This is a genomic window from Pectobacterium araliae, assembly GCF_037076465.1.
GTDB lineage: Bacteria > Pseudomonadota > Gammaproteobacteria > Enterobacterales > Enterobacteriaceae > Pectobacterium > Pectobacterium araliae.
In genome coordinates, this window is record NZ_AP028908.1 from 1092378 (window position 1) to 1107308 (window position 14931).

Annotated in this window: 1 protein-coding gene; it reads right to left on the bottom strand. The window is 56.2% G+C overall.

What is annotated here, in order from left to right:
• Window positions 1-79: 79 nt before the first annotated feature.
• Window positions 80-14689, bottom strand: a complete 14610-nt coding sequence (locus AACH44_RS04950; RefSeq protein ID WP_338659514.1) for an Ig-like domain-containing protein — start codon at window positions 14687-14689, stop codon at window positions 80-82.
• Between the last annotated feature and the right edge of the window lie 242 nt (window positions 14690-14931).

Consider the following 14931-nt stretch of genomic DNA (forward strand, 5'->3'; position numbering starts at 1 on the left):
CCTGTTGGTAACAGTAGTTTTCCCTAACTGACCTCCTTTCAACATCTCCCCCCTTAGCAGGGGGAAGGTGTTAACACCGTTACACCATATTGACGAGCAGGCCTTGCTGCACCAGTACATCTCCCAGGCTGTTGGCGCTATCCAGCGATGAATGGTGGTAGACATCGAAGTGTTGACCATCAATGTCGCGCTGTCCTACCGTGCTCCAGGCACCGTCGCCTGGGATCAGGTTCACCTTGCTGCCTTCTCCCCCGACGATCAGCAGGTCATCTTCTGGTCGGTCAGTGACGTTCAGAGCACGGTCAAGATCGAATGTGATGCTGTTGGTGCCGTTTGGGCCTAAATCGAAGATCTCCACGTTGTCGATTTTCAGCCCCAGCGCGGTGAGATCCAGGTTGAGTGAGGTGCCATCGAGATGCAGGGTATCGATGCCGTCACCGCCGTCGATGTGTGTGAAATCGAGGCTTGAGAGGGTGATAAGGTCATCGCCCTCGCTGCCTGTGATCGCTGTCCCCGTCTGCACGCTACCGTCGGCCAGATTGATGACAACGCCGCCGATGGCATACACGCTGTTCTCAACTTCAGTGCTGGCGTGATTGTCGATGGTCCGTGTCTCGCTGAGTGCAGCTGGCGCGAATGTCGAACTGACAGTAAGCGGTTGCACATTGGCACTTTCCCCAGTGTCGAGTGGTTCACGGGACAGCGAAGCGAGCTGTGCGATGCTGCTATCGTCAACGTCCAGTGCCATCGCACTCATGAACGGTAATCCAATGACGACGCCAGATGTTAATCCCGCGGAAACCCCAGTGAAGTTACCTGCCTGATCGGTGACAGAGGCTTCAACCGCCGTTCCCAACAGCGCGGTCAAAATTGTGCCTACGTTTAAAGCGTTGATACCCAGTAGCGAACTGCTGAAATGCGCGTTCCACTTGCCATCGGCACCGACAGTACCCTGTAGCGTTTGGCCGAGCAGGGTGACGGTCACCTTGGCACCTTGTTGCACATAGCGCGATGTCCCGCTGATGGTCACGCCGTTCGACAGCAGCCCAATAGTGTTGCCAATTAGCGATCCCACCGCATCAATGCCCAATTGCGGTAGCTGGTGGGTTTTCACGATCACATTGCTGCTGGCGTTATTCGTGTTGCCATAACGGTCTGTGACGGTGATACCGACGGACAAGTTGCCATCAGCGATGTTGAGCAGGTTAGCGCTTGGTACACTGATGCTCCAGGTGCCGTTGCTGGCGATAGTGGCGCTGAGCGTGAGTCCACCCACGGTTAGCGTGACGTTACCGCCTGCCGCATTGGTCGTGGTCCCGCTGATGAGCTGGTTTATGCCCGCTTCGGCCAGATTCAGGTAACCGTCGCCGCCAAACAGGGAACCGAGGCTGACTGTCGGCAGCGCGTGAACGCCTACACCGATCGAAGCCCCCGCGCTGGTCGTTTTGCCTGCTGAGTTGGTTAGAGAGGCACTGAGAGATAGCGTGCCGTCAGTCAGATTGTTGAGATCGAGTGACGGCAGGTTGACCGACCAGGTTCCGTTGTTTTGCACCACAGCAGAGTAAGTCTTCGTACCCAGAGAAACCTGAATAGTGGAGCCTATCGCGTTGGTACTGGTGCCGCTGATAACCTGACCCGCTGCGGCTTCGACCGCATTCAGCAGACCGTCACCGCCAAACAGTGGGTTAATCGCAATGGTTGGCAACGCGTTGATAATGACATTCAAGGCGCTGCTGGCTTCTCCTACGTTACCCGCCGCATCAACCAGACGAACGCCGACGTGAGTGACGCCATCCACAAGGGCTTTCAGGTCGAGGTTTGGTACTGGCAGGCTCCAACTGCCGTTTGCACCAACCGTTGCGGTGTAGGTTTTGCTGCCCAGCGTGATGTTGATCGCCGTGCCTGCCGCCACATTGGTCGTGGTTCCGCTGATGGTTTGTGCACTCAACAGGCTGGAGAGATCCAGCACACCGCCGTTGAACAATGGGTTAAGGGTGATGGTCGGTGGCAGGATGGAAACGTTGAGACCCGCGCTGATGCTATTACTGTTGCCTGCCGGATCGGTCACCGTCGCGCTGACGGTGAGATTGCCATTAGCCAGACCGGACAGTTGCAGCGGCGTGACGCTGGCGCTCCACGAGCCATCATTACCGACGGTGGCGTTTAACGTCAGCGTACCGATGCGTATGACGATGGCCGATCCCGCGGCGGCATTGGTGGTGGTGCCGCTAATCGTTTGTGTCAGCGCCGCTTCTGCGGCATTGAGGAAGCCATCGCCGCCAAACAGTGAACCAAGGCCAATTGTCGGCAGGGTTTTGGCAATGATGTTGATCGCGTTACTCACCGTGCTCGTGTTGCCGGAAGCATTAGTGATGGAAACACCGAGCGTCGCACTGCCATCGACCAACGCACTGAGGTCGGACGGTTGCAGCGTCAGGCTGAACGCGCCATTGGCTCCAACGGTTGACTGGAACGTTTTACTGCCGAGAGTCACGGTGACCGGCGATCCTACTGCGGTATTCGTGACGACACCGCTAATGGTCTGCGCGACCAACGCTTCTGCCGCGTTGAGGAAACCATCGCCACCAAATATCGGATTCAATGTAATCACTGGCTGGGCGAAATCGAACTTGATGCCAGCACTGCCAGTGGTGCTATTGCCTACCGTATCTGTCGCAGTAGCGCTCACGGTGAAATCACCGCTGCCCAGCCCTTGCAGAATACCTAATACACTTGGGGTGACGGCCGCACTCCATTTGCCATCTACGCCGACGGTGGCCGTGGCGATTTGTGAACCAGAAATGCTGAGCGTAATGGTTCTGCCTGCCAGACCGGTGGCGGTGCCGCTGAGCGTTTGATTGACCAGCAGGTCGCCCAGATTCAGCAGGCTATCACCAAAGGCTGGGTTGAGCGTAATGCTTGGCAGATTCTTGATGATGGTTGGAACATTGACGATCTGGCTGGCGGTGTTGCCTGCGTGATCGGTCACTGCAACGCCCAGCGCCAGCGTGCCATCCTGCAAGGCTTGCAAATCAAGGGCAGGAACGGACAGACTCCAGGCTCCGCCTGCACCGACGCTAATTCCGGTGTAAATCTTGTTACCCAACGTTACGGCGACCGTTGCACCAGCAGCGATATTCACATTGCTGACAACGCCGCTGATAACCTGGCTGGTCGCGACATCCGCCGCATTCAGCGCGCCATCTGTAAACGCTACCACGGAATCAATGACTGGCAGGGATTTCAGTACGTCAATATTGACCAGTTGATTCTTCACGTTGCCGTGTGAATCGACGATGTCGACATTAACCGCCAGCAGGCCATTGGTGAGGCTGGTGAACAGATTTGGGGCAAGCGCGACGCTCCAGGCGCCGTTGGCTCCCACGGTGGCTTCCACCGTACTTCCCAACACGGTGACCTGTACTTTTGCACCCAGATAGTCCCCCGTCGCGTGACCGCTGATGACCTGCGTGACCAGTGATTCGGCCAGATTGAGGATGCCATCATTACCGAAGATATCGGTAATACCCGCGCCGAGCGTCTTGTTCAGTGCTACATCCAGCGTGACATCAAGGTGTGTGCTATTGCCGGAAATATCGGTCAGCGTCACGCCAATGACCTGCGGTCCGTCGAACAGGTTTTGCAAATTGGCGGACAACACCGGAATCGTCCAGGTTCCGTCAGAGCCGACGGTGGTTGTGCCGACTAACGGCCCTGCGGTTAGCGTAACGGTGGCACCTATCTCGCCTGTCCCTTTAATCACTCCGCCAGCCAGCGCCTCAGCCAGCGTCAGAATATTGTCATCGAACAACGTCACGCTGAGCAGTGGAATACCCGTATCAACGGTAACGACCTGCGTATCCGTGGTGGTATTTCCCGCTTTGTCCGCGAGTGTTGCCGTAATGGTGTGGCTGCCATCGCCCAACTGTGCCAGATCGGCAACGGATACGCTTACACTCCAGGTGCCGTCGGACTGAACTTGAGCGCTGTAGGTTTTGCCATTCAGCACCACGCTGACGAGCTGTCCGGCCTCCGTGGTGGATGCCGTCCCTGTAATCGTCTGTGCAGTACTGGCTTCCGTACCGTTCAGTACGTTGTTACCTGCAAAAGCCTCGATATCCAGCGTGGGCGCGATGGTATCGACCAGCACGGTTTTGGTGTCAGTTATTAGCGGTATGGGGAATACGGTGGTTGCCGAGACATTAACACTACCATCGGTCGTGAAATAGTCGCGGGCGGAAATGGTGATTTCCCAGATGCCATTGTTGTCGGTCGTGATCGCGCCAATAACGGGGGCGCCCCCGATTGATACGGCTATTGCGCTCATCGGCAGAATGCCAGTCACTCGCCCAGAGATAGTGATATTACCGTTTATCTCGGCGGCGTTGATGATGTCGTCGGTTGCTATTGCGTCGATCACCATGGTTGCAGGCGTTTGTGTCAGGTTGACGTCGAACCCCACGTTGGCTTGTGTCGGATTACCCGCTTTATCCGTCGCATCGGCGGTGATGGTGTACGCCGTATTCGCCAGAGCTTGCAGCGCAGCAGGAGGGATGCTTACGCTCCAGGTGCCGTCGGCGAGAATTTTTGCCGTGTACTCGACGCTATTCAACTTGACGGTCACGTTTTGCCCCACCTCTAACCCGGTGGAGGTGCCACTGACGGTCTGCGTGGTACGGCTTTCCGCATAGTCGAGAGTTTTATCCGCTCCGCCAACGTCGTTAATCGCCAGAGTCGGTGCGGTTTGCGCGATAGTCGCCTGAGAATTCAGCGTGGTGGTGTTACCTGCGGCATCCGTGGCTGTGATAACGATATTGTGCGTTCCGTCAGCAAGCAGGCTGAGTTGTGTTGGCGTCAGCGTAGCTGTCCAGACGCCTCCGCTAAGCTGTGTAACGAGTGATTCTCCACCAAACGTCACGGTCACGCTCACGGCATCCCCCGCGTTACCACTAAGCGTTCTGCCCAGCAGGGTGCCCGCTTCCGCGATACTCAGGTAGCCGTCGTCAAACGGCGTATTTAAGGTGATCGCTGGTGGTGTGAAGTCACTGGTAAACGGTATCGGTGTAGCGCCGATATTGCCCGCAGCGTCGGTCGCGGTGACGGTGACGGTATGTTGACCATCGCTCAGCGAGTTCAACGCATTTTGTGGGAGCGTCACCGACCAGTTACCCGCATTATCCACCGTGCCAGTGTAGCGAATCCCGTTGAGGTCGATCTCCAGTTTCACGTTTTGCCCATTACCGCTAATCTGGGTGCGACCAGAGAAGGTGAGGGGGGAGGCGGCTTCGGCGCTGCTCAGGATATTGTCGACCCCAAATGGGCTTACATCGACAAGCGGGGCAGGCAGCGTTTGCGCCGAACTGACATCGACTGAGGTACTGGTATTGCTGTTGCCCACCCAGTCGGTGACGGTGACGCTAATGCTGTAATTGCCTTCGGTGAAGAGTGCCAAATCGGCAGGACTCAGCGCTCTGGACCAGCCGCCTAACCCGTCTGCGGTGGCGGTAAAGGTGGTATCTACCTGCGTGGTTTTGTTGGTCACGGTAATGGTGACGTCCTGACCTGCGCTGCTAATACCGGTTTTACCCGTTAAGGTCTGGATGGCCTGAATTTCAGTAGTGTTAAGGATGCCGTCGCCAAATGGCAGATCCAGCGTTGCCACCGGCAGGGTGGTGGTCAGCACATTTGCCGTAGCCGCAGTCGTGCTGGTGTTGCCCGCCGTGTCGGTCACAGTGACAGTGAAATTCACCGTGCCATCCGGTAAGTCGATCAGCGTCTGGCGATCCAACGATAATGACCAACTGCCGTCGGCGTTCACCGTGGCAGGGAGGCTTGTGCCGTTAATGCTGACCGCCACGGTTTGCCCTGCATTGCTGGTGAGCCCGGTTTGCCCGGATAGCGTGGCGCCCGGCTGCGCATCGGCCAGACTCAGTTTGCCATCGCCGAACGGGGTATCCAGCGTAGCGACAGGCACGCCCACAATCACGCTGATGAACGTGTCGCTGCCTGTTCCTGTATTGCCTGCGTGATCAGTCACGGTCACGTTGATCGTGTGTGTGCCATCGCCGAATGCAGACAAGTCGGCGGCGGGCAGTATGACACTCCACTGGCCGTTTGCCGTTACCGTTGCGTTGTAGGTGGTGGTTATCGTGCCGTTGGTGATCGAGACAGACACGCTCTGACCAGGATCGAGTAGACCCGTAGTCCCTGTCAGCAGTTGATCCGTTGTGCTTTCTGTCTGGTTTAGCACCCCGTCAACAAACGGTGGGGTGATACTGATGGAGAAATTGGTGTGGATGACGACATCCAACGTTCCGCCCGCGCTGCCAGTATTGCCTGCGCTATCGGTTACCGTCGCACTGACCTGCACGTTGCCATCCGCCAGAATAGTAAGCGCATTGGCTGGAATGGTGGCACTCCACAAGCCGCCTGCAAGCGTGATACCCGTTACGGTGTAAGCCCCTATCGTGACCTGAATCGCTGTCCCGACGGGCAGATGGGTATAACTACCGCCGATCGTCGTTTCTGTCGCCAGTTCTGCGCTAGTGAGAACATTGTTGTCATAGAGTGCATTCAGCGTCAGCGTTGGAAGCGCCTGTGTTTTTAGCGTGATATCGATACTGATGGCGCTGGCATTGCCTGCACCATCGGTTACTCTGGCTGCCAGCGTTTTCACACCGTCACCCAGTGCCAGCAGGTCGTTCGCCGCAATGGCGATTTGCCAGATACCGTTGCTGTCGGCTACTGCACTATAAACGGCCGTACCGACTTTAATGGTGACTTGAAGACCGGCTTCGGCTTTGCCGCTTAGCGGTAGCCCAGCCAGCGCATCGGCTAAACCGATATCGCTGGAATCAACCAGCATATCGATGGACAGCAGCGGTGGAAGGGTATCGACCGTAAACGGATGCGTCGCTGTGGCCGGATTTTGTGCGAGGTCACTGACGGTTGCCGTCACATTCTGACTGCCTTGCGGCAGATTTTGCACATCACTGGCGGGAACCGTCGTGCTCCAGCTACCGTCAGCGCCAACGGTCGCCAGATACGTTTTGCTATTCAGCGTCACCGTGAGGTGCTGTCCTGCTGAAACATTCGTCGTTGAACCGGAGATGAGCAGATCGGATTGGCTATCCTGCGCGTTGATGACATCATCGTCAGATAGCGTCGCAATGGTGATACCAGGCAGGTTGGCGACATCGGTGATGACGGTAATCGAGTGGGTGGTTGAACCCAGGTTGCCGCTCACGTCGGTTACGCTGGCGCTCACGGTTTGCTTGCCGCCAGGTACATTGCCGACATCCGTGGCGGGAACCGTTGTGCTCCAACTGCCATCTGCTCCCACGGTGGCGAGGTAGGTTTGGTCGTTGAAGGTGATAGTGACCTGCTGGCCCTGCTCGACATTCTGGCTGCTACCGCTGATGGTTAACGGTTGGCTCGATTCGGCCAGGTTGAGGTAGTCATCGGTTGAGAGCGTGGCTATCGTCAGGGTTGGTGCTTGGGCTGGATCGGTATCCAGCGTAATCGAATGGCTGACGGTGCCGGTATTGCCTGCGGCATCGGTCAAGGTGGCGGTGATGGCCGTGATGCCGTTCGGCATGTTTTGCAGGTCGCCTGCCGGGACGGTAACACTCCAGGTGCCATCGGCCTGTGCCAGTCCCTGATAGATTTGCCCATTGATGGTGACGTTGACAATCACGGGGTGACCGCTGTCGTTGACGGGGGATGTCCCTGTGATTTGCAGCGGTAGCAGGCTTTCCGCGATGTTGATGATATCGTCGACGCCAACCGGATTGATGGTCAACACCGGCGGGGTTAAATCCACGAATGCGCTGCCCTGAACGGTGGAAGTATTGCCTGCTGCATCAGTAACAGTAACGGAAATGTTGAGTATGCCGTCTGGTTGCGTCGTCAGCATGGCGGATGGCAGTTGAAGACTCCAGTTGCCGTTACCGTCAACCGTACCAGAATAAACTGTGCTGCCAATGGTGATGCTGACAGTTTGACCCGAACCACGCAGACCGGTGGTACCAGAAAGTGTCTGTCCTGCCTGTGCGTCACTCAGATTCAGGTAGCCGTCGCTGAATGGCATATGCAGCGATGCCACCGGTGGGTTATTGATACTGACACCTAACTGCTGAGTACCCGACAGCGCATTACCTGCCTGATCGACGGCGGTGACATGCACCGTAATGACACCATCGCCCAGCGCTTTCAGGTCGATGGAGGGAATACCCGCACTCCAGGTCCCGTCTGGTTGCACCTGTGCCGTATAGGTTTTTCCGTTCAATATGACGTTGACATCGGTACCCGGTGCTACGTTGACGGCACCGCCGCTAATCGTAATGCCGTTGCCCGCTTCCTGCACATTCAGCTGGTTATCCCCGGTGATTGGCGCAATAGACAGCCCGCTCGCATTCGTATTAATCGTGACGGTACTGCTGGACGTCGCGGTATTGCCGGAGACATCATTCACGTTAACGGTAATGGTCTGGCTGCCGTTAACCAGCAACGCCATATCGGTATCCGAGATCGTGGTGCTCCAGTTCCCATTCGACAGAACCTGTGCGGTATACGCTTTGCCATTGAAGCTAATCGTCACCGTCTGGCCTTGCTCTACGTTTTTACTGGTGCCACTGAGTATTTGGCTGACTCGCGCTTCTGCACCGTCAATAATGTTGTTGCCCGCAAAAGTACCAATGACGATGACCGGTGCGTTGAGCGGGCTGGCATCGACGCCAATAGTTTGCGTGGTCGTGGTGGTATTGCCCGCGATATCGGTCAGACGTGTCACGATGCTGTAACTGCCATCGGACAAGTTACTCAAATCGGCAGAGGGAATACTGATGCTCCAGGTGCCGTCATTGCCGACGATACCGCTGTAAGTTTTGCCGTTCAGCGTGGCGGTCACGGTTTGCCCCGCGCTGGACGGTGAGGCCGTACCGGTTAACGGCTGATTGCTCAGTACTTCGGTACTATTCAGAATGTTGTCGGTAGCAAAACTGGCCGTCGTTAAGGTAGGCGGTGTGCGTGCCACGGTAACATTGCTGGTTAAGGTACTGCTGTTTCCGGCTGCGTCGCTGACGCTAACCTGCAAAGCAGCGGCGCCGTTCGGCAGGTTTTGCAGGCCGTTCACAGGCAGAGAAATCGTCCAGTTACCCGCCGTATCAACGATCCCAGTGTATGTCACACCGCCGAGTGTGGCGGTGACGGTTTGCCCTGGTGAGGCGATACCCGTGGTGCCGCTGAGCGTTTGAATAACGCTCGCTTCTGCGGCATTGAGTATGCCGTCGCTGAACGGGGTGTTCAGCGTCAGCGTCGGGTTACTGTGGGTGAACACATCAATGGTACGGCTACCGCTTAACACATTCCCGGTATTGTCTACCGTCGTTACGGTCAGGGTTGAGGTGCCATCGGCCAGTGCGCTGACATCCGCTGAAGACACGCTGATGCTCCACGTACCGTTTGACTGTATCACGCCATCGTAGCTTTTCCCGTTTAGCATGATCGTGACGGTGGTGCCCGCTGCGACGTTCTGGCTACTGCCGTTGACGGTGAGGGCTTGCGCGGCTTCGACCTGATTCAGTTTGTCATCGCCCGCGATGGTATCGATGGCAATGCCGCTCAACGCGGTATTCACCGTAATCGTCTGGCTGAGTGTTGCCGGGTTACCGCTGACGTCGTTGACGCCAATCGTGACGATATGCGTGCCTTGTGCCAGATGAAGGAGATCGACAGACGGCACGCTGACGCGCCATTGGCCGTCGCTGCCAACCGTTGTGATGTAGGTATTGTCACCGAGTGTCACGGTAACGCGCTGTCCCGCCTCGACATTCAGGCTGCTACCGCTGATGACTTGCGCGACGTTGATTTCACCGCCATCGATGATGTTGTTGAGTGCGATGGCGTTGATGGTGAGCAGCGGCAGGTTGGCAGGGTTAGCATCCAGCGTTAATGATCCGGTGCTGGTCGTGCTGTTGCCTGATGCACTTGTCAATGTTGCCGTCACGGTGTAATTACCGTCAGCCAAAGCCTGGAGATCGGCGGTGGGAATCGTCGTACTCCAACTGCCGTCAACCTGAATTTGCGCCTGATAATTTTTATTGTTGATCGTGACAATGACGGTGCGTCCGGCATCCGCCTGTAGTGCATTACCGGAGATCACCTGATCGTTCAGGCTCTCGGCGGCGTTGATGATGCCGTCGCTGGTCAGCGGTTTCAGCGTCAAAAGGGGACTAACCCTATCGACGGTAATATCACGAGTGCTTTCTATGCTGTTGCCTGCGGTATCCGTCGCCTCTACGCGGATGGTTTGTACACCGGTTAGCAGAGATTGCAGGTCGGTGGCAGGGAGTGTCGTACTCCAGTTACCCTGGCTATCCACGGTAGCCGTATAGGTTTTGCCGTTCAGCGTGACGATGACGCTTTGACCTCCTCCGCTGATTCCGGTTTTCCCTGTCAGGTTCTGCCCGCTGGTCGATTCAATGATGTTGAGTATTCCATCACCAAAAGGCGGGTCAATGGTGGGCTGTGGCAGGTTATTAATATGGATATCAATATTGCGGCTGACGGTCACCGGCACATCGCCGGGGTTGGCGACGCTAGCGGTAATGGTTGCGGTGCCATCCGGTAAGGCGAGCAGGTCACTGCTGTCGATCGCGACGGTCCAACTGCCGTTCGCGGCAATCGTACCACTATAGGTCTTGCCATTAAGCGTAACGGTAACGCTTTCTCCCGGTGTGACGTTGGCCGTAGAACCCGAGATGGTTAGCGGCTGTGAGGCTTCGAGGCGATTGAGCTGATTATCAAGTGCGACAATACTGATGGAGATACTGTCATTGCTAATATCCACATCGGACCAGATTTCATGGTTTCCTTCATTACCGGCTATATCGGTGACTTGTGCAGAGATGGAGACCGTCCCCTCGCTGAGTTCAGCCATATGCTCAGCCGGAATTTCCACACTCCACTTTCCGTCGTTCTGGATGGTGGCGAAGTAGAATTTACTGTTGAGAACAATGGTGGCGACCTGACCCGTTTCCACATTGTCACTGGTTCCCGTCAGCCACTGGCTGACTTTGAGATCTGCCGCACTAATGGCGTTATTCTCATCAACAAACGCGTTAACGAAGATTGTCGGCTGGAACGCCGGATCGGCGCTGAGCGTAATGGACTTCTCGACGCTAGTGGTATTCCCGACGGAATCGGTTAGCGAAGCAGATAGCGTGTAGCTGCCATCGGCCATGCCGCGCAACGCGGCCGTCGGTAAATTGATGCTCCAGTTGCCATTGTTGCCAACAACGCCAGTGTAGAACTGCCCATCAAAAGCGATCACGACGGTGCGACCCACTTCGCTGAGTGAGGCGGTGCCGTTAACAGATTGATTACTTTGTGATTCCACTAGATTAATGGTGTCATCACCTGCAATCGTACCGATAGTCAGGGTCGGGGCGGTTAAATCGGTATGGCTGACAAACGTATGGCCTGCCTGATTGCCTGCGGCATCCTGTGCGGTGACCCGCAGCGTGTTGTCACCTTCTGGTAGCTGCTGGAGGTCGGCCGCAGGCACGGTGACTTTCCAGTTACCTGCGGTATCTACAGTTCCCGTGTAAGATTTCCCGCCGAGGGACACGACGACACTCTGTCCTGCGCCGCTGATGCCCGTATGGCCAGTAATCGTCTGGCTGACCAATGCCTCTGTGCCGTTTAGGGAACCGTTGCCGAACGGGGTATCAATCGTCGGTTGAGGCAGGGTATGAATATGCACGCCGAGCGTATGAGCGTCTGTTACAGGAGCGCTTCCCGCCACATTCACGCTGGCGGTGACCGTCGCATTACCATCTGACAGGAGTTGGAGATCGGCGCTAGGGATTTGCAGCGTCCAACTGCCGTCAACGGCCACGGTGGTGGTATAATTTTTCCCGTTCAGCGTCACCGTCACCGTCTGTCCCGCAGGAACATTGGCGGTGTTGCCGCTGATCGCCAGCGGCTGGAGCGATTCTGCCTGGTTTAACAGGTTATCGCTGGCGATGATGTTGATGGCGATGCTGTCGCCAGATTTATCAACGCTGATAGTGTGACTTTCGCTCGCGGCATTGCCCGCTTTGTTATTCACGTTGACGCTAATGCTGTGCGCGCCGTCCGCCAGCAGGGCGATATCTGCGGTTGAAACGTTGACGCTCCAGACGCCGCCAGACTGGACGGTAGCAAGATACGTCTTTCCATTCAGGCTAATGGTAACCACTTGCCCAGTCTCAACGTTGGTGGTGGTCCCACTCAACTGCTGGCTGACTTTGGCTTCCGCGCCGTCAATGATGTTATCGCCCGCGACGTTATTGATGGTAATGGTCGGGGCGGTGGTCGCGCCGCTGTCAATGATCAGCGGGCGGGTAACCGTAGTGGTGTTACCTGCGGCGTCGGTGAGTGCTATGGTCAGATTCTGGCTACCGTCCGTAATAGCAACCAGATCGGCCGTTGGCAGCGTAATGCTCCAGTTGCCGTCGTTGCCGACCGTCGTGGTGTAGGTCTTGCCGCCGAGCGTCGCGGTGACCGAGCGACCCGCTTCGCTCAGCGATGCCGTTCCACTGATGACCTGATCGACCGCCAGTTCCGCACCGTTGAGGATATTGTCCTGCGCGACCGCAGAGACAGTGAGCGTCGGTGGCGTGGTATCAACGCTGATGTTTCTTGTTACCGTCGTTTCGTTACCTGCAATATCGCGGACGACAATCTCCAGCACGCTGACGCTATCCGATGGCAGGTTTTGCAGGATGTTTTTGGGGATCGTGACCGTCCAATGCCCGTTGGTATCCACCGTTCCCGTCACGGTATTCCCACCAATCGTCAGGCTGACGGTTTGACCCCTGCCGCTAATCCCCGTTTCTCCGCTGATGACTTGATCCTGCGCGGCTTCGGCTGCGTTTAATACGCCATCGGTGAACGGCGGGGTGGGGAGTGTGATCGTCGGAAGCGTATTGATGTGGACATCCAGCGTATGGTTGACGGTGACGGTTTCTCCGCTGATCCCTTGCACGCTGGCAGTGATGGTATTACTGCCGTCAGTCAGGCCAAGCAGGTCAGCGCTGGGGATACTCACAGACCATTTGCCGTCAGCGTCCGTCGTGGTGGTGTAGGACTTTCCGTTCAATGTGACAGTCACGGTTTGTCCTGCGGCAACATTGGCGGTCGTCCCGCTGACCGCCAATGGCTGTCCTGCTTCTGTGGCATTCAGGCGGTCATCGGTTGAGACGATACTGATGTTGACCGCTTCGGCGCTGGTGTCCACCGTGATGGTTTGCGGCGGTAGTGTAGTGGTGTTGCCTGCTTTATCCGTTAGTGACGCCACCAGAGTGTAGGTGCCGTTAGTTAGCGGCTGGATATCGCCGGCAGGAATGAGAACACTCCACGAACCATCACTTCCTACCGTTGTCGTGTAAGTGATGCCGTTAAACGTCACCGTTACGGTCTGTCCCACATCCGACAGAGAAGCCGTACCGGAGACAAGCTGTGAGGATTGGAGTTCGTCGATGGTGAGTTTATTATCCCCGGTAAACGGCAACAGAGACAGTTCTGGCGGCGTGGTGTCGACAATGATGGTGTGGTTGACCACGGTGATATTTCCGGCATTGTCACTAATCGTGAACGACAGGGCATGTTCGCCTTCGTTCAGCGCACGCAGGTCTGCGGCAGGAACGGTCAGAGTCCAGTTCCCGGCTGCATTGATGGTCGTGGTATAGGTTTTGCCATTGAGTGTGATGGTGACGTTTTGACCGGCCTCACCTGTGCCGTTGAGAACCTGGCCGTTTGCCAGTTCTCCTACGGTGAGGTAATTATCACCCGTAAATTTATCCACGGTTAAATGCGGAGGCAGGGTATCAATGGTGAGATCGAGGGTTTTCTCGTGGACGATGCCGTTCGCGTCTGGCACGCTCACTTTTAATGTGTAGATGCCATCTTCCAGTCCGGTAAAGGCATCCGCTGGTAGCGTCAATTGCCAGGTGCCGTCTGTGGCCACCGTCGTGGTGTAAACTACGCCGTTCAAGGTGATAGTGACGGTTTGCCCCGTGCTGACACCCGTCGTTTTCCCGCTGAGAATATGGGGTTCCCCGATCTCTGTGCGGTTCAGGATATTGTCTTCAGCGAAGGGGGTGATTGTTAAGGACTCAGGAGGGGGAGGCGTGGTGGAATGGTTGTCGTCACTTGACGAGCTGGCAGCGATGGCTGCTCCACCGATGGCTATGGCACCAAGAATACCCCCCAGTGTGGCAGCAGACACTGTGCTAGTGGCGGTACTGCCAATCAGTAATGACGTTATATCGCCCAGTGCGGCGTATTCTGGCGTGAGGGCAATGGCTTCTCCCGCGAGTGCTGCCCCTTCTGCGGCTGCCGCGCCGGAGAATTGTGCGTGGACCAGTCGGGTGCCATCATCAAAAACCAGCTCACTGTGATAGCCTGCGGCATCCAGGGTGAAGAAACTTTCGTAACGGACGGTGGTACCGTCTTTCATGTGCAAGATAAGATCGTCGCCGAGGCGCTCATAGCGAGACACCATGTCGGGTGTGCCATAGATTCTGACTGTACTGCTTTCCAGTAGTTCGATATTTTGGGTTCCGCCCGGCACGGCTCTGATGAATTGACCATCATGGCGCGACAGGATATTTGTATTTCCCGCAATAACATTCATATCTGACATGAAATAGCCTCTTACTTATCTGCAACCATCGTCTGCACACTTCTCCTGGCAGAACGAATGCCGTTTGGGAGAGGTATGGGTATATGCGCAACCAAGAGGAGCGCTAAAATAGACCTGGTTTAGAAATGGAAAACAGTAAAGCGTGGCTAGATATATCGCTGTTTATCTCTCTTCCATGAGGACTAGGTTATCGGGATGATGTTTACCCGATCCTTGATATTTATAGGTGTGGCTTAACTAAA